The 20061-nt window shown below is 67.6% G+C and carries 16 protein-coding genes and 3 rRNA genes; 4 read left to right on the top strand and 15 right to left on the bottom strand.

What is annotated here, in order from left to right; all coding sequences use genetic code 11:
* Positions 1-19: 19 nt before the first annotated feature.
* The 7 genes from H7827_RS24830 to H7827_RS24800 all read right to left on the bottom strand — a co-directional run bounded on the left by H7827_RS24830 (position 20) and on the right by H7827_RS24800 (position 8470).
* On the bottom strand, positions 20-703 hold the full coding sequence (locus H7827_RS24830) for a hypothetical protein (protein ID WP_432747392.1): 684 nt from the start codon (positions 701-703) through the stop codon (positions 20-22).
* Complete coding sequence (locus H7827_RS24825; protein WP_432747391.1) at positions 700-1920, bottom strand: hypothetical protein; 1221 nt, start codon at positions 1918-1920, stop codon at positions 700-702. Before H7827_RS24825 ends, H7827_RS24830 begins: the two co-directional genes overlap by 4 nt.
* A gap of 140 nt (positions 1921-2060) precedes the next feature.
* Positions 2061-2177: ribosomal RNA gene (gene rrf / locus H7827_RS24820) — 5S ribosomal RNA — on the bottom strand.
* 93 nt (positions 2178-2270) lie between these two features.
* Positions 2271-5393, bottom strand: a 23S ribosomal RNA gene (locus tag H7827_RS24815).
* A 189-nt stretch (positions 5394-5582) separates the two neighbouring features.
* A 16S ribosomal RNA gene (locus H7827_RS24810) occupies positions 5583-7112 on the bottom strand.
* Together the 16S, 23S and 5S rRNA genes form the textbook arrangement of a ribosomal RNA operon.
* 367 nt (positions 7113-7479) lie before the next feature.
* Positions 7480-8163, bottom strand: coding sequence for a DNA-3-methyladenine glycosylase (locus H7827_RS24805; RefSeq protein WP_432747390.1), 684 nt, complete (start codon positions 8161-8163; stop codon positions 7480-7482).
* Entirely contained in the window at positions 8135-8470 is a 336-nt protein-coding gene (locus tag H7827_RS24800; RefSeq protein ID WP_432747389.1) for a barstar family protein, read from the bottom strand. Before H7827_RS24800 ends, H7827_RS24805 begins: the two co-directional genes overlap by 29 nt.
* A gap of 82 nt (positions 8471-8552) precedes the next feature.
* On the opposite strand from H7827_RS24800, the gene H7827_RS24795 reads away from it, so the two are divergent.
* Complete coding sequence (locus H7827_RS24795; RefSeq protein WP_386542154.1) at positions 8553-9095, top strand: YbhB/YbcL family Raf kinase inhibitor-like protein; 543 nt, start codon at positions 8553-8555, stop codon at positions 9093-9095.
* 176 nt (positions 9096-9271) lie between these two features.
* Positions 9272-9835 carry an HNH endonuclease gene (locus H7827_RS24790; protein ID WP_386542152.1) on the top strand — a complete coding sequence of 188 codons (564 nt, stop codon included), beginning with the start codon at positions 9272-9274 and terminating at the stop codon, positions 9833-9835.
* 101 nt (positions 9836-9936) lie between these two features.
* On the opposite strand, the gene H7827_RS24785 is transcribed toward H7827_RS24790, so the two are convergent.
* The 3 genes from H7827_RS24785 to H7827_RS24775 form a co-directional block, all read right to left on the bottom strand.
* A complete protein-coding gene (locus H7827_RS24785) occupies positions 9937-10905 on the bottom strand; it encodes an SPFH domain-containing protein (protein ID WP_030733776.1) in 969 nt (322 codons plus the stop codon).
* Positions 10906-10957: 52 nt separating this feature from the next.
* Positions 10958-11389: an NfeD family protein gene (locus tag H7827_RS24780; protein ID WP_030733778.1), complete on the bottom strand. Its 432-nt coding sequence runs from the start codon at positions 11387-11389 to the stop codon at positions 10958-10960.
* Between the two features lie 72 nt (positions 11390-11461).
* On the bottom strand, positions 11462-12253 hold the full coding sequence (locus H7827_RS24775) for an ABC transporter ATP-binding protein (RefSeq protein WP_030733780.1): 792 nt from the start codon (positions 12251-12253) through the stop codon (positions 11462-11464).
* A gap of 133 nt (positions 12254-12386) precedes the next feature.
* Here H7827_RS24775 and H7827_RS24770 point away from each other — a divergent pair, with 133 nt between their 5' ends.
* Positions 12387-13202: a hypothetical protein gene (locus H7827_RS24770; protein WP_030733782.1), complete on the top strand. Its 816-nt coding sequence runs from the start codon at positions 12387-12389 to the stop codon at positions 13200-13202.
* A gap of 115 nt (positions 13203-13317) precedes the next feature.
* On the opposite strand, the gene H7827_RS24765 is transcribed toward H7827_RS24770, so the two are convergent.
* From H7827_RS24765 to H7827_RS24745, 5 genes are all read right to left on the bottom strand, one after another.
* On the bottom strand, positions 13318-13563 hold the full coding sequence (locus H7827_RS24765; RefSeq protein ID WP_030733784.1) for a chaplin: 246 nt from the start codon (positions 13561-13563) through the stop codon (positions 13318-13320).
* Positions 13564-13740: 177 nt separating this feature from the next.
* Entirely contained in the window at positions 13741-13980 is a 240-nt protein-coding gene (locus H7827_RS24760) for a chaplin (protein ID WP_200368078.1), read from the bottom strand.
* A 164-nt stretch (positions 13981-14144) separates the two neighbouring features.
* Positions 14145-14786 carry a response regulator gene (locus tag H7827_RS24755; protein WP_030733788.1) on the bottom strand — a complete coding sequence of 214 codons (642 nt, stop codon included), beginning with the start codon at positions 14784-14786 and terminating at the stop codon, positions 14145-14147.
* Positions 14779-15936 carry a GAF domain-containing sensor histidine kinase gene (locus tag H7827_RS24750; RefSeq protein ID WP_030733790.1) on the bottom strand — a complete coding sequence of 386 codons (1158 nt, stop codon included), beginning with the start codon at positions 15934-15936 and terminating at the stop codon, positions 14779-14781. The genes H7827_RS24755 and H7827_RS24750 overlap by 8 nt, the downstream gene beginning before the upstream one ends.
* 173 nt (positions 15937-16109) lie before the next feature.
* On the bottom strand, positions 16110-18626 hold the full coding sequence (locus tag H7827_RS24745; protein ID WP_432747388.1) for an FHA domain-containing protein: 2517 nt from the start codon (positions 18624-18626) through the stop codon (positions 16110-16112).
* A 232-nt stretch (positions 18627-18858) separates the two neighbouring features.
* Between H7827_RS24745 and serB the strand changes: the two genes are divergently transcribed.
* Positions 18859-20058 carry a phosphoserine phosphatase SerB gene (serB, locus tag H7827_RS24740; RefSeq protein ID WP_432747387.1) on the top strand — a complete coding sequence of 400 codons (1200 nt, stop codon included), beginning with the start codon at positions 18859-18861 and terminating at the stop codon, positions 20056-20058.
* Positions 20059-20061: the final 3 nt, after the last annotated feature.

Here is a 20061-nt window from a genome sequence, read left to right as displayed (position 1 = left end):
CTTCGGTCACACGTGGCGGTCAGTCCTCTTCGCCGAGCTCGGGATCGAGCGCGTCCACGAACTCCACCCCGTCCAGTTCGGCCAGCCGGTCCGAGGCGTTGGTGATCCCGCCGGAGTCCGCGTCCAGCGTCTTGGCGAACCAGTCGCGGGCCTCGGCCTCACGCCCCACCGCGAGCAGCGCGTCCGCGTACGCGTACCGCAGTCGGGCGACCCAGGGCTGGGTGGAGCTGGAGTTCAGCTCCGGGCTCTGGAGCGTGACCACGGCGGCCTCCGCCTCGCCCATGTCCCGCCGGGCGCCGGCCGCGACGAGCCGCATCTCGACCTGGCCGGCCTTGTCCAGCCGCCGCACCTCGGGTTCACCGGCCATCGCCAGCGCCCGCTCCGGGCGCCCGAGCCCACGCTCGCAGTCGGCCATGACCGGCCACAGGTGGTCGGCCCCGGACATCCGGCGCGCCGCCCGGAACTCGGCGAGCGCCTCGGCGTACTTCTCCACCGTGTAGGAGGCGAACCCCGCGGCCTCTCGCACAGCGGCCACCCGCGAGGCGAGCCGCAGCGCGACCCGCGAGTACGCGTACGCGCGCTCGGGGTCCTCGTCCAGCAGCTGGGCGCACATCACCAGGTTCCGCGCCACATCGGTGGCGAGGGTCTTCGGCAGGCTCATCAGCTCCTGCCGCACCGAGGGGTCGATCTCGGCGCCGGTCACATCGTCAGGGATCGACAGCCTCCGCGGCGCCGGTCCGCGCTGCCCGCGGTCGTCCCGCCGGAAGCCGCCCCCACGCCGGTCATCGTTTCCCCGGTAGCCGCCGCCACTACGCGACCCACCCCGGTCATCACGCCGGAACCCGCCACCACGGCGGTCATCACGCCGGTCATCGCGCCGGAAGGCCGGCCGGTCACCGTCACGGCGAGGCCGGTCATCGCGGCGGTCATCACGCTTGAACGGAGGCCGGTCACCGTCACGACGGGGACGGTCGTCCCGCTGATACGGCGGACGGTCACCGTCACGACGGAAAGCCGGCCGATCACCATCGCGACGCGGACGCTCATCACGCCGGTCATCACGCTTGAACGCGGGCCGGTCGCCATCACGGCGAGGCCGGTCGTCCCGCTGATACGAAGGCCGGTCACCATCGCGGCGCGGACGCTCATCCCGCCGGTCATCACGCTTGAACGCGGGCCGATCGCCATCCCGACGGGGCCGGTCGTCCCGCTGATACGAAGGCCGGTCGCCATCGCGACGCGGACGCTCATCACGCTGATACGGCGGACGATCATCACGGCGGAAAGGCGGCCGGTCGCCATCACGGCGAGGCCGGTCATCGCGGCGGTCATCACGCTTGAACGGAGGCCGGTCACCGTCACGACGGGGCCGGTCATCCCGCTGATACGAAGGCCGGTCACCATCGCGACGCGGACGCTCATCACGCCGGTCATCCCGCTTGAACGCGGGCCGATCGCCATCGCGACGCGGCCGGTCGTCCCGCTGATACGAAGGCCGGTCACCGTCACGACGGGGACGGTCATCACGCTTGAACGGAGGGCGGTCGCCGTCGCGGCGGGGCCGGTCGTCCCGCTGATACGAAGGCCGGTCACCGTCACGACGGAAAGCCGGCCGATCACCATCGCGACGCGGACGCTCATCACGCCGGTCATCACGCTTGAACGGAGGCCGGTCACCGTCACGGCGAGGCCGGTCGTCCCGCTGATACGGCGGACGATCATCACGGCGGAAAGGCGGCCGGTCACCATCACGGCGAGGCCGGTCATCACGCTGGTACGAGGGACGGTCACCGTCACGCCGGAAAGGCGGGCGCTCTCCCTCACGACGCGGAGCGTCATCGCGGCGAGGCCGGTCACGGTCGTCCCTGCGGTCATCGCGCCGGAACGCCGGCCGGTCACCATCACGGCGAGGCCGGTCATCACGCCGGGGTCCTCGCCTCTCAGATCGGTCCTCGGGTGAATACGACATGAGGTACAGCTCCTGTTCCTACGAGCAATAAAAAAGACCGGTTGGTCTTTCAGCAAGTGTGCTGAAAGACCAACCGGTCTTCTCAAAGATTGTTCGGCGGCGACCTACTCTCCCACACGGTCCCCCATGCAGTACCATCGGCGCTGAAAGGCTTAGCTTCCGGGTTCGGAATGTAACCGGGCGTTTCCCTTTCGCCATGACCACCGAAACGCTTACAAACGTCTCAGCGTGAACAAGCACACTTTTCAGTTTGAAGAAATCATAGTTGTCTAAGACAAATTCACAGTGGACGCGAGCATCTGAGGACAAGCCCTCGGCCTATTAGTACCAGTCAACTCCACCTCTTACAAGGCTTCCATATCTGGCCTATCAACCCTGTCGTCTACAGGGAGCCTTAACCCATCAAGTGGGTGGGAGTCCTCATCTCGAAGCAGGCTTCCCGCTTAGATGCTTTCAGCGGTTATCCTTTCCGAACGTAGCCAACCAGCCATGCCCTTGGCAGAACAACTGGCACACCAGAGGTTCGTCCGTCCCGGTCCTCTCGTACTAGGGACAGCCCTTCTCAAGACTCCTGCGCGCGCAGCGGATAGGGACCGAACTGTCTCACGACGTTCTAAACCCAGCTCGCGTACCGCTTTAATGGGCGAACAGCCCAACCCTTGGGACCAACTCCAGCCCCAGGATGCGACGAGCCGACATCGAGGTGCCAAACCATCCCGTCGATACGGACTCTTGGGGAAGATCAGCCTGTTATCCCCGGGGTACCTTTTATCCGTTGAGCGACGGCGCTTCCACAAACCACCGCCGGATCACTAGTCCCTGCTTTCGCACCTGCTCGACCTGCCAGTCTCACAGTCAAGCTCCCTTGTGCACTTACACTCACCACCTGATGACCAACCAGGCTGAGGGAACCTTTGGGCGCCTCCGTTACTCTTTAGGAGGCAACCGCCCCAGTTAAACTACCCACCAGACACTGTCCCCGATCCGGATCACGGACCCAGGTTAGACATCCAGCACGATCAGAGTGGTATTTCAACAACGACTCCACCTGAACTAGCGTCCAGGCTTCACAGTCTCCCACCTATCCTACACAAACCGAACCGAACACCAATATCAAGCTATAGTAAAGGTCCCGGGGTCTTTCCGTCCTGCTGCGCGAAACGAGCATCTTTACTCGTAGTGCAATTTCACCGGGCCTATGGTTGAGACAGTCAAGAAGTCGTTACGCCATTCGTGCAGGTCGGAACTTACCCGACAAGGAATTTCGCTACCTTAGGATGGTTATAGTTACCACCGCCGTTTACTGGCGCTTAAGTTCTCAGCTTCGCCACACCGAAATGTGACTAACCGGTCCCCTTAACGTTCCAGCACCGGGCAGGCGTCAGTCCGTATACATCGCCTTACAGCTTCGCACGGACCTGTGTTTTTAGTAAACAGTCGCTTCTCGCTGGTCTCTGCGGCCACCCCCAGCTCAGAGAGCAAGTCTCATCACCGGAAATGGCCCCCCTTCTCCCGAAGTTACGGGGGCATTTTGCCGAGTTCCTTAACCATAGTTCACCCGAACGCCTCGGTATACTCTACCTGACCACCTGAGTCGGTTTAGGGTACGGGCCATTGTGAAACTCGCTAGAGGCTTTTCTCGACAGCATAGGATCATCCACTTCACCACAATCGGCTCGGCATCAGGTCTCACCCTCGTGTGGAACGGATTTACCTGCTCCACGGGCCACACCCTTACCCCGGGACAACCACCGCCCGGGCTGGACTACCTTCCTGCGTCACCCCATCACTCACCTACTACAGGTCTGGACCACCGACTCCACCACTCCACCCACCCCCGAAGGGACAGATGGCGGCTTCGCGGGCTTAGCATCGCCTGATTCAGCGTTGGCGCTCCACAACGGGTACCGGAATATCAACCGGTTATCCATCGACTACGCCTGTCGGCCTCGCCTTAGGCCCCGACTTACCCTGGGCAGATCAACTTGACCCAGGAACCCTTAGTCAATCGGCGCAAGAGTTTCCCACTCTTGTATCGCTACTCATGCCTGCATTCTCACTCGCATACCGTCCACAACTCGTTTCCACGGCTGCTTCACCCGGCACACGACGCTCCCCTACCCACCACAACACCCGTTAGGGCTATAGCTGTAGTGACACGACTTCGGCGGTGTACTTGAGCCCCGCTACATTGTCGGCGCAGAATCACTCGACCAGTGAGCTATTACGCACTCTTTCAAGGGTGGCTGCTTCTAAGCCAACCTCCTGGTTGTCTCTGCGACTCCACATCCTTTCCCACTTAGCACACGCTTAGGGGCCTTAGTCGATGCTCTGGGCTGTTTCCCTCTCGACCATGGAGCTTATCCCCCACAGTCTCACTGCCGCGCTCTCACTTACCGGCATTCGGAGTTTGGCTAAGGTCAGTAACCCGGTAAGGCCCATCACCTATCCAGTGCTCTACCTCCGGCAAGAAACACACGACGCTGCACCTAAATGCATTTCGGGGAGAACCAGCTATCACGGAGTTTGATTGGCCTTTCACCCCTAACCACAGGTCATCCCCCAGATTTTCAACTCTGGTGGGTTCGGGCCTCCACGAGGTCTTACCCTCGCTTCACCCTGCCCATGGCTAGATCACTCCGCTTCGGGTCTAGGGCATGCTACTCAATCGCCCTGTTCGGACTCGCTTTCGCTACGGCTACCCCACACGGGTTAACCTCGCAACACACCGCAAACTCGCAGGCTCATTCTTCAAAAGGCACGCAGTCACGGCACACAGAGCAAGCTCTGTGCACGACGCTCCCACGGCTTGTAGGCACACGGTTTCAGGAACTATTTCACTCCGCTCCCGCGGTACTTTTCACCATTCCCTCACGGTACTATCCACTATCGGTCACCAGGGAATATTTAGGCTTAACGGGTGGTCCCGCCAGATTCACACAGGATTTCTCGGGCCCCATGCTACTTGGGAAACCTTTAAGTGAGCCATGCAGATTTCAGCTACGGGGGTCTTACCCTCTACGCCGGGCCTTTCGCATGCCCTTCGCCTATCCACACAGTTTCTTACTCACCGACCGTCCGGCAGAACGATCAAAAAAGCTCCCACAACCCCGCATGCGCAACCCCTGCCGGGTATCACACACATACGGTTTAGCCTCCTCCGGTTTCGCTCACCACTACTCCCGGAATCACGGTTGTTTTCTCTTCCTGCGGGTACTGAGATGTTTCACTTCCCCGCGTTCCCTCCACACCGCCTATACATTCAGCAGTGGGTGACAGCCCATAACGACTGCCGGGTTTCCCCATTCGGAAACCCCCGGATCACAGCTAGGTTGACAACTCCCCGGGGACTATCGCGGCCTCCCACGTCCTTCATCGGTTCCTGGTACCAAGGCATCCACCGTGCGCCCTTAAAAACTTGGCCACAGATGCTCGCGTCCACTGTGCAATTCTCAAACAACAACCGAAGATCCAACGGAAAACCGCCGTACCTTCAGACACCCAACAGCGAGCCAAATGATGCAGTCAATGTTCCACCCATGAGCAAACCACCGCCGAACACTCGCCGGCGTAGTGGCTCTGGACTACCAAAGGCAGCCTAGAAGCTCCTTAGAAAGGAGGTGATCCAGCCGCACCTTCCGGTACGGCTACCTTGTTACGACTTCGTCCCAATCGCCAGTCCCACCTTCGACAGCTCCCTCCCACAAGGGGTTAGGCCACCGGCTTCGGGTGTTACCGACTTTCATGACGTGACGGGCGGTGTGTACAAGGCCCGGGAACGTATTCACCGCAGCAATGCTGATCTGCGATTACTAGCGACTCCGACTTCATGGGGTCGAGTTGCAGACCCCAATCCGAACTGAGACCGGCTTTTTGAGATTCGCTCCACCTCGCGGTATCGCAGCTCATTGTACCGGCCATTGTAGCACGTGTGCAGCCCAAGACATAAGGGGCATGATGACTTGACGTCGTCCCCACCTTCCTCCGAGTTGACCCCGGCAGTCTCCCGTGAGTCCCCGGCACCCCCGAAGGGATCCGCTGGCAACACAGGATAAGGGTTGCGCTCGTTGCGGGACTTAACCCAACATCTCACGACACGAGCTGACGACAGCCATGCACCACCTGTACACCGACCACAAGGGGGCGACCATCTCTGGCCGTTTCCGGTGTATGTCAAGCCTTGGTAAGGTTCTTCGCGTTGCGTCGAATTAAGCCACATGCTCCGCCGCTTGTGCGGGCCCCCGTCAATTCCTTTGAGTTTTAGCCTTGCGGCCGTACTCCCCAGGCGGGGCACTTAATGCGTTAGCTGCGGCACGGACAACGTGGAATGTTGCCCACACCTAGTGCCCACCGTTTACGGCGTGGACTACCAGGGTATCTAATCCTGTTCGCTCCCCACGCTTTCGCTCCTCAGCGTCAGTATCGGCCCAGAGATCCGCCTTCGCCACCGGTGTTCCTCCTGATATCTGCGCATTTCACCGCTACACCAGGAATTCCGATCTCCCCTACCGAACTCTAGCCTGCCCGTATCGACTGCAGACCCAGGGTTAAGCCCTGGGCTTTCACAATCGACGCGACAGGCCGCCTACGAGCTCTTTACGCCCAATAATTCCGGACAACGCTTGCACCCTACGTATTACCGCGGCTGCTGGCACGTAGTTAGCCGGTGCTTCTTCTGCAGGTACCGTCACTTTCGCTTCTTCCCTGCTGAAAGAGGTTTACAACCCGAAGGCCGTCATCCCTCACGCGGCGTCGCTGCATCAGGCTTTCGCCCATTGTGCAATATTCCCCACTGCTGCCTCCCGTAGGAGTCTGGGCCGTGTCTCAGTCCCAGTGTGGCCGGTCACCCTCTCAGGCCGGCTACCCGTCGTCGTCTTGGTAGGCCACTACCCCACCAACAAACTGATAGGCCGCGGGCTCATCCTGCACCGCCGGAACTTTCCACACACGAGCATGCGCTCATGTGTCGTATCCGGTATTAGACCCAGTTTCCCGGGCTTATCCCAGAGTGCAGGGCAGATTGCCCACGTGTTACTCACCCGTTCGCCACTAATCCCCGGCCGAAACCGGTTCATCGTTCGACTTGCATGTGTTAAGCACGCCGCCAGCGTTCGTCCTGAGCCAGGATCAAACTCTCCATGAATGCTTCATGTAAGAGCAAGGAAAATCCTCGCTTAAATGCTGCACCTCAGACGAGGTCGAGATGCAGACTCAGTAAATAATCTGGCATTGACTATTTGGCACGCTGTTGAGTTCTCAAGGAACGGATGCTTCCTTTGGTTCCCTCTCGGGCCCCTCCGGGCTTTCCCTTCGTGTCCACTACTCTAGCCGACTTTCCGGCCGGCTCCTAATCGGGCCCTTTTCGCTTTCTTCGGCCACTCAATGAGCGCACCAAAGAAACCAGAACTGGGAAGTTCCGATCAGATGGAGTGGGTGTCGCTTCCGAGGCTTCCCCGGGCGATCTTCCGACCGCTTCCCTGGGGTTGCCGCCTCAAGCGACTCGATCTACATTACGGCCCGACGACATCCGCGTCAAGTTGCCTGGTCCGGCGCTTGGGCTGGTGCGGCCGGTAAGGACTCACCGTGGGGTCGCCGGCGATCCAGAAGCGCCACGGATGGACGCCTCCGTCGCCCGCGACGCCGGTGCGCGGCCCGGTGCTGATCCGGCTCTTCGGCACCGGGGTGCCTGCCAGCACCCGCAGGTCGAAGTCCTCGGGGTCCGCACCGCAGACATCGGTGCCGTTCAGCACCCGGTCCACGTCTAGCGCGGTCGCCAGCCGGGCGGGCCCCTTGGCCAGCTCGTGGTCGCGGCCCCGGGCCGAGGCCCGGCGCGGCCGGGCCAGCTCCGCTCCCGTCAGGACCTCCCCGGCCCGCAGCAGGACCCCGCTCGCGTGCCCGTCCGGGCCGCACACCAGGTTCAGGCAGTGCCACATGCCGTAGGTGAAGTAGACGTACGCGTGCCCGGGCGGGCCGAACATCGAGGCGTTGCGCTGCGTCCGGCCCCGGAAGGCGTGCGAGCCGGGGTCGATCTCCCCGGCGTACGCCTCCACCTCCGTGAGCCGCAGCGTGATGGTGCCCTCCGCCGACCGCCGGACCAGGGTGCGGCCCAGCAGGTCGGGCGCCACCTCCAGCACCGGGCGGTCGAAGAAGGCACGGGGCAGGGGCTCAGTGGTGTGGTCGCGGCTCATCGTCATCCAGTGTCACAGTCAGGGGAACGCCCTGGTTCCGCCAGTGGGTCGCGGCGTCCGCCAGGATCTCCCCCAGGACCCGCGCCGACTCCGGCAGCTCCCGGCGCAGCTCGTCCCAGCCGCGTACGGCGATCACCCAGCCGCCCGCCGGGGGCTCGCCCCACCACATCAGATCGTGCAGGCAATCGTCCAGCGCGTCCCAGTTGTGCCCGAAATAGTCGGGGAACCCCAGGTCCTCGGCGCACCGCCGCAGCAGCGCGTCCCGGTCGCGCACCCCCGTGAGGTCCAGGCGGTGCGGTGCTGGTTCGGTCATGGCACGAGTAGTACCGCATCAGGCGTGGCAGGCGCTGGCTAGGGTGATCGGCACCACCCTTCCCGATCCCGAGGAGAGGCACATGACGTCCGAGTCCGCCCGCCGTCCGCTCCCCCACGACTTTCATCCGCCGGTGGCGTCCTTCACCGTGACCAGCGACGACCTGGCCCCGGGCGCCCGGCTCGGCGAGGCGCAGGTGTACGCGGCCGGCAACACCTCCCCGCAGCTGCGCTGGGAGGGCTTCCCCGAGGGCACCAAGAGCTTCGCCGTCAGCTGCTACGACCCGGACGCGCCGACCGGCAGCGGGTTCTGGCACTGGTCGCTGTTCGACATCCCGGTCTCGGTGACCGAGCTGCCGGCCGGGGCGGGCAGTGGGGAGATGGCCGGGCTGCCGCAGGGCGCGGTACATGTACGCAATGACTACGGCACCCGGGACTTCGGCGGCGCCGCGCCGCCGGCCGGCGACGGGCCGCACCGCTATGTCTTCACGGTGTACGCGGTGGACAGCGAGAAGCTGGGTCCGGGAGCCGACGCCACCCCGGCGCAGGTGGGGTTCATGCTGCGCTTCCACGCTCTGGGGCGGGCCCAGCTCATCGGTGAGTACGAGGTGCCCGCGGGCGGCTGACCGTACGGTGATCCCCCGGTGCCGGGCGGTGCCCGATCGATCCCTCACCGGGGGTTTAACCGTCATCTCCCGTTTTTGTTACCTCCCTGGAAATTGCATTGTCGGGCTCACCGGGCCCCGGCAGAGTGAGAGCCATCCCGCCGCGGGGGCGGGCAGCTCAAGGGGAGGTGGGCGGGATGCGGCAGACGCTGGTGCTCAATGCGACCTACGAGCCGCTGTCGACGGTGTCGCTGCGGCGGGCGGTGGTGCTCGTCATCCAGCACAAGGCGGTGGTGGAGCACGCGCATCCGGGGCTGCGGGTGCGGGCGGCGACGGTGGAACTGCCGGTGCCCCAGGTGATCAGGCTGCGACGGTTCGTGAAGGTGCCCTTCCGACAACGCGCCCCGTGGTCGCGGCGTGGGGTGCTGGTACGGGACCGGCACCGGTGCGCGTACTGCGGGCGCCGGGCGACCACCATCGATCACGTCGTACCGCGTTCCCGGGGTGGCGGGGACACCTGGCTGAACACGGTGGCGGCGTGTGCCGAGGACAACCACCGCAAGGCGAACCGGACGCCTGTCCAGGCGGGGATGCCGCTGCTGGTCCAGCCCTTCGAGCCGACGCCGGCGGACGCGCTGTGGCTCGCCCTGGGGTTGCGGGAGGGTGAAGGGCCGCCGTTGGGGGCGCCGCCGGCCGAAGGCCGGGTGGGGCTCCCCCCGGCTGGGGCCGGGGTGGGGGTCCCTCTGGCCGAGTCGGCCTGATCCGGCCGGCCCGTACGACCTGCTCGGCACACGTGACAAGGGCGCGGGCCCCGACCGTTCTCCGGTCGGGGCCCGCGCCCTTCAGCGTGGTGGCGCCGTGCTCACTCGATACGCGGCTGCTGCCGGCCGACCGAGGGCTTGCTCAGCGCGTTCGGGTCGGTGGCGCCGCCGTCGGGGCCGCCGTTGCCCGTGCCGTTGCCGGTGATCCGGTTGAGGTTGCCGCCCAGGCCCTTGAGGGCGTCGCCGATCTCGCTGGGCACGATCCAGAGCTTGTTGGAGTCGCCGGAGGCGATCTTCGGCAGCATCTGGACGTACTGGTACGAGAGCAGCTTCTGGTCGGCGTCGCCGGCGTGGATCGCCTCGAAGACGGTGCGGATGGCCTGGGCCTCACCCTCAGCGCGCAGGGCCGATGCCTTGGCGTCACCTTCGGCGCGCAGGATCTCGGACTGCTTGGCACCCTCGGCCTGGAGGATCTCGGACTGCCGGACACCCTCGGCCTGGAGGATCGCGGCGCGCTTGTCCCGGTCGGCGCGCATCTGCTTCTCCATCGAGTCCTGGATGGAGGTCGGCGGCTCGATGGCCTTGAGCTCGACGCGGTTGACGCGGATGCCCCACTTGCCGGTGGCCTCGTCGAGGACGCCGCGCAGGGCCGCGTTGATCTCCTCGCGGGAGGTGAGGGTGCGCTCCAGGTCCATGCCACCGATGATGTTGCGCAGGGTGGTGACCGTCAGCTGCTCGATGGCCTGGATGTAGTTGGAGACCTCGTAGGTCGCGGCGCGGGCATCGGTCACCTGGTAGTAGATGACGGTGTCGATGTTGACCACCAGGTTGTCCTGGGTGATCACCGGCTGCGGCGGGAAGGGCACGACCTGTTCGCGGAGGTCGATGCGGTTGCGGATGCGGTCGATGAACGGGACCACGATGTTGAGGCCCGCGTTCAGGGTGCGGGTGTAACGGCCGAATCGTTCGACGATCGCGGCGCTGGCCTGCTGGATGACCTGGATTGTCTGGACGAGCGCGATGATGACCAGCACCACCAGGATGACCAGCACGATGATGATGGCGTCCACCGTGACTCCCCCTGCGGCTAGATGAGTTGAACGGTTGTCTGTATGGGGTCCATCACATCACGATGGCCGTGGCTCCGTCGATCTCCACCACGCTGACCTCGTCGCCCGGTTCGTGCGTGATGTCGCTGTCCAGGGCGCGGGCCGACCATTCCTCGCCGGCGAGCTTGATCCGGCCGTCGCGGGAGTCGACCCGTTCCAGCACGACCGCGGTGCGGCCGCGGAGTCCGTCCACGCCCGAGCTGAGTTTGGGGGGCAGCACTCTGGCGCGGCGGGCGATGGGCCGTACGACCACGAGCAGAGCCGTGGAGACGACGGCGAACACGACGACCTGGAGGGCGATGTTGTCGGTGACCGCGCCGGAGGCCGCGGCGGCGGCCGCCCCGATGGCGAGCATGCCGAGTTCGGGCATCGCGGTCAGGACGAGCGCGATCGAAAATCCTCCGGCGGCGATCAGCCACCACACCCAGAAGTCCACACGGCCCATGGTAGGGGGGCCGACGCCGGGCGAACAGGCCGGAATTCGTCAGAGACCGGCCGGAATCCGGGGGTTGGGCCGCTACGCCAGGGGAAGGCCGTGTGCGGTGAACCGGTCGCCCTGGCGTTCCACGATGAGCGGCAGGCCGAAGCAGTGCGAGAGCGCGGCGGAGGTGAGGACGCTGTCCACGGGACCGGCGTCCAGGACCTTGCCCTGCCGGATGAGCAGCACGTGCGTGAAACCGGGGGCGATCTCCTCGACGTGGTGGGTCACCATGATCATGGCGGGCGCGTAGGGGTCACGGGCGAGCCGGCCCAGCCGGCGCACCAGGTCCTCGCGACCGCCGAGGTCCAGCCCCGCGGCGGGCTCGTCCAGCAGCAGCAGTTCGGGGTCGGTCATCAGGGCGCGGGCGACCTGGGTGCGCTTGCGCTCACCCTCGGAGAGGGTGCCGAACCTGCGGTCGAGCATCTCGCTCATGCCCAGCCGGTCGAGGAAGGCGCGGGCGCGCCGCTCATCCACGTCCTCGTAGCTCTCCTGCCAGCCGGCGGTCATGCCGTACGCGGCGGTGAGCACCGTCTGCAGGACGGTGGCCCGCTGGGAGAGCTTGCCGGCCAGGGCGCTGGAGGCCATGCCGATGCGCGGGCGCAGCTCGAAGACGTCGACGCCGCCGAGCTTCTCGCCGAGGATCTGCACCCGTCCCGTGGTGGGGAAGAGGTAGCTGGACGCGATGTTCAGCAGGGTCGTCTTGCCTGCGCCGTTGGGACCGAGGATCACCCATCGTTCGCCTTCGGCGACCGACCAGGAGACGTCGTTCACCAGAGCGCGGCCATCGCGGACCACGGATACGTCCACCAGCTCCAGTACATCGCTCATGCGCGCGGTCTCTCCCATTGCAGTCGCCGTCTGACCGTGCCTGCCGGCACTTCCCCGGAACAAAACTTACGCCACACCCGTCATGTCCCGGGCGTCAGGAGGGCCCTTGGGCCTTCTTCCCTATGCTGAGGCCATGCTCGATGAACCTCGTGCCGGGCGGTTCGCCGCTTGGGGCAACGCTCTGCTGGCCGGTTTGGTGTCCCCCGACGAGGCCGCCACGCGTGCGGTGGCGGACGACGCCTCGCACCGGGTGGTGGAGCTGCCCGGGGAGCCGGGGCCGGTGGGGCTGACCCTGGCCTTCGGCCGGCTGCGGGCGCTGGGCGTGGCGGGGCTGCGGATCGCGCTGCCCGCGCCCGGGCATCCGCTGGGCCTGTGCGGGCCGCCGGAGTTCAACGAGCGGGCGCTGGAGGCCGGGGAGGCGGTTCTGGCCGCGGGTGCCCCCGGACGGGCGGCGGGGGCGGACACGGCGCTGGGGCTGATTCCGGAGGTGAGCGCGGCCGGCCCGGCCGGGGATGTGCTGACCCAGGTGGTGTGGCGGTGCGTGCCGGTACGGCAGGCGCCGCCGGCCGATGTGCCCTCGCTCGGTGAGGCGGAGCGGGAGCTGAACGAGGTGCTGCGGGAGACGACCGCGGCGCTGATGACGCTGGATGTGGCGGGGGCGGGGGCCGCGACCCGGGCACGTCTGGACGCGTACCGGGCGCGGATGGAGCGGGGTCGGCAGCTGTTGGCGCCGGGGTATCCGCCGCGGGCGGCGCGGGTGCTGGAGCTGGCGCAGCGGGTGGCCGGGCTGGTGGAGCTGGCCGGGGGCGGCGATCACGGGGGCGCGGTGAGCGCCGCGGAGATCGCGGAGCGGGACCGGCTGCTGCGCCCGGTGGAGCGGGCGGCGCGGCGGGCGCGGGTGGCGGCGTACAACGCGTACGCGGAGGAGCTGGAGCGGCAGCGCGGCTGACGGGCGCGGGGCGGCACACGTCCCGTTGGGGGTCCCCCCGGCCGAAGGCTGGGGGAGGATCACGGCCCCGCGGGGGATGGGATCCGCGGGGCCGTGATGACCGTGGGGGGTGGCGTCAGACGATGGCGCCGACGTTGCCGAACGCCGGGTTCAGGATGCCGATCACGTTGACGGTGTTGCCGACGATGTTGATCGGCACGTCCACCGGGATCTGAACGATGTTGCCGGAGATGACACCCGGCGAGTGGACGGCCCCGGCCTTGGCGCTCGCGCCGCCGTGGGCGGTGGCCATGCCGGCGGCACTGCCGACGGCGACACCGGCGACAGCGAGCACGAAAGCGGCCTTCTTCGCAGTGTTCATGACGTGCGATCCTCCTGGGACGGTTCTTGGCGGTGACTCCGACGGAAGAGCCACGCGCTGCACAACGCTGGGCGTGTCCGGATGACACGGGGGCGCCGGGCGACAACCGCCGTTCGGCCCAATAGGCCGATCAGCTGCGCGCGCGACCGACCGTCCTCAGGAGATGGACCCGGTGGGTCAGTGGGCCAGGCCGAAGTTGCCGAAGGCCGGGTTCAGCAGGCCGATGACGTTGACGGTGTTGCCGACGACGTTGACGGGCACGTGGATGGGGGCCTCGACCACGTTGCCGGAGATGACACCGGGCGAGTGCACGGCGTTGCCGTCGGCACCGGCGGCGGCGGTGGCCACACCGGCACCGGCGGCGGCCAGACCGCCGGCCACGGCGGAGACGACGGCGATCTTCTTCATGCTGTTCATGAAACGAACCTTTCGGACGCTGCCGCGGCCAGGTTGCCGCGGCATGTCCTGCAGAACGCGTCACGCCCGATCGGGTTCCGCCATGTGGGGGACATCCACCCGACCGAATGAATCCCGCGCCGGATCGCACACCTGTCGGGGCGCTCCGGCCGCCGCGCCGCGCGTCAGTCGGCCACTCCGTGCCGTACCGCCCACAGCGCCGCCTGGGTGCGGTCGGCCAGATCCAGCTTCATCAGAATGTTGGAGACGTGCGTCTTCACGGTCTTCTCCGACAGCACCAGGTCACGGGCGATCTCCCGGTTGGAGCGGCCGCGGGCGATCAGCGCCAGCACCTCCCGCTCCCGCTCGGTGAGCTGCCCGCCGCGCCCGCTGCCGCCGTACGGGGTCTCCTGGGCCAGCAGCGCGCCGGCCACCTCGGGCTGCAGGAGCACGTGCCCGGCGTGCACGGAACGGATCGCCCCCGCCAGCGCGGTGGGGTCGATGTCCTTGTGGACGTAGCCGGCCGCCCCGGCGCGCAGCGCGGGGACCACGGTGCGCTGCTCGGTGAAGCTGGTGATGATCAGCACCCGGGCCGGGTTGCCCAGCTCGTGCAGCTTGCGCAGGGCCTCCACACCGTCCCCGCCGGGCATCTTGACGTCCATGAGCACCACGTCGGGGCGCAGCTCCTCGGCCCGGGCCACCCCGGCGGGGCCGTCCGCGGCCTCACCGACCACCTCGATGTCGTCCTGGATCTCCAGGAAGGTGCGCAGCCCGCGCCGTACGACCTGGTGGTCGTCGACCAGCAGCACACGGATGACGTCAGACACCGGGTACCTCCATCTCGATCACGGTGCCCGCTCCGGGCGCCGAGCGCACTGTCAGGGCGCCGCCGACCGCCTGGGCACGGTCGCGCATGGAGACCAGGCCCAGGTGCCGCCCCGCGCTGCGCACCGCCTCCGGGTCGAAACCGGTGCCGTCGTCGCTGACGCGCAGCACCGCCCGGCCGCCGGGGTGCTGGTCGAGGCTCACGGTGACCTTGGCCGCCGCGGCGTGCCGCAGCGCGTTGTGCAGCGCCTCCTGGGCGACCCGCAGCAGGGCCTCCTCCTGGGCGGCGGGCAGCGCCTTGGCCTCGCCGGCGACCAGGGTGACCCGGGCGGGGTGGGCGCGGTCCAGGACCTGGATCTGGGCGCGCAGGGTGGCGACCAGGCCGTCCTCCTCCAGGGCGGCGGGGCGCAGCTCGATGACGGCGGCGCGCAGTTCGTCGGTGGCCTCGGCGGCGAGCCTGGTGACCTGGCGCAGTTCGCTGCGGGCGCGGGTGGGGTCGCGGTCCATGAGGGTGGTGGCGGCCTGGGCGGTGAGCCGCAGCGAGAAGAGCTTCTGGGCCACGGCGTCGTGCAGTTCGTGGGCGAGGCGGGCGCGTTCCTCGGCGATGGTGAGCTCGCGGCTGCGTTCGTACAGCCGGGCGTTGGTGAGGGCGATGGCGGCGTGCTGGGCGAGGATGCCCAGCAGTTCCTCGTCCTCGGCGGTGAAGGCGCAGCCGTCGCCCGGGGTGCGGCGGTGTTCGGGGGTGCCGCGCTTGGTGGCCAGGAAGATGGCGCCCAGGACCTCGTCGCCGTCGGCGATGGGCATGCCCAGGAAGTCGGACATCTCGGGGTGGGCGGCCGGCCAGCCCTCGAAGCGGGGGTCCTGGCGGACGTCGGCGAGGCGTACGGCGGTGGCCTCGTGCAGCATCGCGGCGAGGATGCCGTGCTGGCGGGGCAGCGGGCCGATGGCCTTCCACTGGCGGTCGCTGATGCCGTCGACGATGAACTGCGCGAAGCCGCCGGCGCCGTCGGGTACGCCGAGGGCGGCGTAGCGGGCGTCGAGCAGTTCGCGCGCGCTGGAGACGATGGTCTGCAGCACGTCGCGCACCTCCAGGGTGCGGTTCATGGCGAGCAGGGCGGCGCTGACGGCGGCCAGGCCGGTTCTTCTGACCATGGGGGGAACGCTACCGGGACGGAGGGCCCGGGCGGATCGGTCCGCGGCGGTGGGTGGGTGCGTCGGGGGTCCTAGGACCGGTGGACGACACGACGGTGGTGGCGCCCCGTGCGGGGTGCCACCACCGTCGTGGGTGGAGTGTGTGCGGTGCCGCGCGGTCGCGGTGCCCGGTGTCAGTCGCGCATGACCTCGGGCTCGTGGCGGCGCAGGAACTTCATCACCAGGAAGCCGCAGGCGACGCCGAGGGCGATCAGCATGGAGACGTCCAGGAGCCACCAGCCGGCCGCGTGGTTCCACAGCGGGTCGCCGCCGGCGTCGGGGTCGGCGAGGGAGGCGGTGAGGGTGTTCAGGTCGGCGGTGGTGGCGGTGCCGGCCAGGGCCCAGCGGGAGGGCATCAGCCAGGCGAGCTGTTCCACGCCGAGCTTGCCGTGCACCTCGAAGAGGGCGCCGGTGAACACCAGCTGGACCACGGAGATCATCACCAGCAGCGGCATGGTCATCTCGGAGGTGCGCACCAGCGAGGAGATGACGAGGCCGATCATCATGGAGGTGCAGCCCAGGACCATGATCACCAGGGTCATCTCCAGCGCGGGAGAGCTGGTGAACAGCACGCCCTCGGCGGGCATCTCGCGGGGGCCGAAGCCGATGGCGCCCAGGATGGCCGCCTGAAAGATGGTGACGATGCCCAGCACGAAGACCTTGGACATCAGATAGGCGGAGCGGGAGAGGCCGACCGCCCGTTCGCGTTCGTAGATCACCCGTTCCTTGATGAGTTCCCGTACGGCGTTGGCGGCGCCGGAGAAGCACATGCCGACCACGAGGACCAGCAGGATGATGCTGGCCTGGCTGTTGCGGCCGCCGTTCTCCGGTCTGCCGTAGCCCAGGCCGAAGTCGGCGGGGATGGCCAGGGAGACGGCGCCCAGGATGACCGGCAGGGCGACGGTGAGGCCGAGGAAGCCCTTGTCGGCGAAGATCACCGCCGCGTATCTGCGCATCAGGGTCCACACCTGGGAGCCCCAGGTCTGGGCCTTCTGTTCGGCGGCGGCGGCCACCGGCTGGAAGTTGGCGGCCTGCGGCTGCACGGCGTCGAGGTCGGCTGCGTATATCTGGTAGTGCTGCGAGCCGCGCCAGCGGCCCATCCAGTCGTAGTCGCGGTAGTTCTCGAAGGCGGAGAAGACGTCCGCCCAGTTGTCGTAGCCGAAGAAATTCAGCGCCTCGTCCGGCGGGCCGAAGTAGGCGACGCCGCCGCCGGGGGCCATGACCAGCACCCGGTCGCACAGGCCGAGCTCGGCCACCGAGTGGGTGACGACCAGGACGGTGCGGCCGTCGTCGGCCAGGCCGCGCAGCAGTTGCATGACGTCGCGGTCCATGCCCGGGTCCAGGCCCGAGGTCGGCTCGTCCAGGAAGATCAGCGACGGCTTGGTGAGCAGTTCCAGGGCGACCGAGACCCGCTTGCGCTGGCCGCCGGAGAGCGAGGAGATGCGCTTGGTGGCGTGGATGTCGAGCTTGAGTTCGCCGAGCACCTCCTCGACCCGGGCGTTGCGCTCGGCCTCGGCGACGTCGCCGGGGAAGCGGAGCTGGGCGGCCAGCCGCAGGGCCTGCCGGATGGGCAGTTCCTTGTGCAGGATGTCGTCCTGGGGGACGAGGCCGATGCGGTGCCGCAGCTCGGCGAAGTGCGTGTACAGGTTGCGGTGGTCGTACAGCACCTCGCCGTAGGTGGCGGGGCGGTAGCCGGTGAGGGCGCGCAGCAGGGTGGACTTGCCGGATCCCGAGGGGCCGATGACGCCGATCAGGGACTTCTCGGGGACGCCGAAGGAGACGTCGTTGAGGATGGTGGTGCGGCCGTTGTTGACCTGGACGGTCAGGTGGCGCGCCGAGAAGGAGACCTCACCGGTGTCGACGAACTCCTGGAGCTGGTTGCCGACCAGCCGGAAGGTGGAGTGGCCGATGCCGACGGTGTCGTTCTGGCCCAGGTAGCGGCGGCCGTTCTTGTCCATCCGCTGGCCGTTGACGTACGTGCCGTTGTGGCTGCCGAGGTCGTGCAGCTCGTAGCGGCCGTCCGAGTGGGCCAGGAATTCGGCGTGGTGGCGGGAGACCTGGAGGTCGGAGACCACCAGTTCGTTCTCCAGCGCACGGCCGATGCGGGTGACCTGGCCGACGGCCAGGTGGTGGAAAGTGGTGGCGCCGCGGTCGCCCGCGCCGGCCGGGTCGGCGCCCGGCTGGTGGCCGGGGGGCTGGTGACCGGGCGGCTGGTGCGGCGGCATGGCGGGCGCGTGGCCCGCCATTACGGGCACCGGGTCCCCGAACGCCTGCTGCGGGGCCTGCTGCGGGGCCTGCTGCGGTTGCTGGTACTGCTGGTGCTGCTGCTGCGGCTCCTGCTGTTGCTGGGGGACGGGCGCGGTTCCCGAGAAGGTGAGCCGCGGTCCGTCGGTGGCGTTGCCCAGATGGATGACCGATCCCGGGCCGAGTGGCAGCTCCTGGACGCGCTGCCCCTGGGCGTAGGTCCCGTTGGTGCTGCCGTGGTCCTCCAGGATCCAGTTCTGGCCGCCCCACCGCACCGTGGCATGCCGCCAGGAGACCCGGGCGTCCTGCAGGACGAGGTCGCCCTGCGGGTCCCGCCCCACTCCGTATGACCGGGTCGGGTCCAACGACCAGGTCTGACCGTTCAGTTCGAGTACGAGTTCTGGCACTCCATGCCCCACAAAGTTGTCCCCCGACCGACCCCCTCGACATGAGGGTCCGGGATGGTCGAACACCGTCCAGGCACTATTCCAGTCCCGGGCCGGAAACGGAAAGTCGGGCCCGGATAGTCACGGAGCTGGTGCGAAGCGTCGGCAACTCTGTGACCTTCCTCTCCGTTCCGCCGCATGGCGGCCCGTGGTCATCGTCCCGCAACCGGGAGCGACTACCGTGGTGGGCACCATGATCCCCGCACAGACGCCCACGCTGCTGGTGAAGATCTTCGGCAGGGACCGGCCGGGTCTGACCGCCGGTCTCTTCGAGACGCTCGCCGCCTTCCATGTGACGGTCATCGACATCGAGCAGGTCGTGACGCGGGGCCGCATAGTGCTGTGCGCCCTGGTGAGCGCGCCGGCCGGCGGCTCGGGGACGGAGGGCGAACTGCGTGCCACCGTCCACGGCTGGGCCGAGGGCCTGGGCATGCAGGCCGAGATCATCTCGGGCCTGGGCGACAACCCGGCCCGGGGCGACGGCCGCTCCCACGTGACGGTGCTGGGCAATCCGCTCAGCGCGGAGGACACCGCCGCCATCGCGGCCCGGATCACCGGCTGCGGCGGCAACATCGACCGGATCTTCCGGCTGGCGAAGTATCCGCTGACGGCCGTCGAGTTCAATGTCTCCGGGGTGCCGACCGAGAAGCTGCGCACCGAGCTGGCTACCGAGGCCTCGGTGCGGTCCATAGACGTGGCGGTGGTCTCGGCCGGGCTGCACCGGCGCGCGCAGCGTCTGGTGGTGATGGACGTCGACTCCACGCTCATCCAGGACGAGGTCATCGAGCTGTTCGCGGCGCACGCGGGCTGTGAGGAGCAGGTCGCCGGGGTGACGGCGGCGGCGATGCGCGGGGAGCTGGACTTCGAGCAGTCGCTGCACGCCCGGGTGGCCCTGCTGGAGGGGCTCGACGCCTCGGTGGTGGACAAGGTGCGCTCGGAGGTGCGGCTGACCCCGGGGGCGCGCACCCTGATCCGTACCCTCAAGCGGCTGGGCTACCAGGTGGGGGTCGTCTCGGGCGGCTTCACCCAGGTCACGGACGCGCTGGCGGAGCAGCTGGGGCTGGACTTCGCCGCGGCGAACACGCTGGAGATCGTGGACGGGAAGCTGACCGGGCGGGTGACCGGGGAGATCGTGGACCGGGCGGGCAAGGCGCGGCTGCTGCGGCGGTTCGCCGATGCGGCGGGGGTGCCGCTGGCCCAGACGGTGGCGATCGGGGACGGCGCGAACGACCTGGACATGCTGAACGCGGCCGGGCTCGGGGTGGCGTTCAACGCGAAGCCGCTGGTGCGGCGGGCGGCGCACACCGCGCTGAGCGAGCCGTTCCTGGACACGGTGCTGTATCTGCTGGGGATCACCCGGGAGGAAGTCGAGGCGGCGGACGCCGGGAGCTGAGGC

This window comes from Streptomyces sp. JH002, from assembly GCF_050916115.1.
GTDB lineage: Bacteria > Actinomycetota > Actinomycetes > Streptomycetales > Streptomycetaceae > Streptomyces > Streptomyces xiamenensis.
This window is presented reverse-complemented; position numbering and strand designations above follow the sequence as displayed.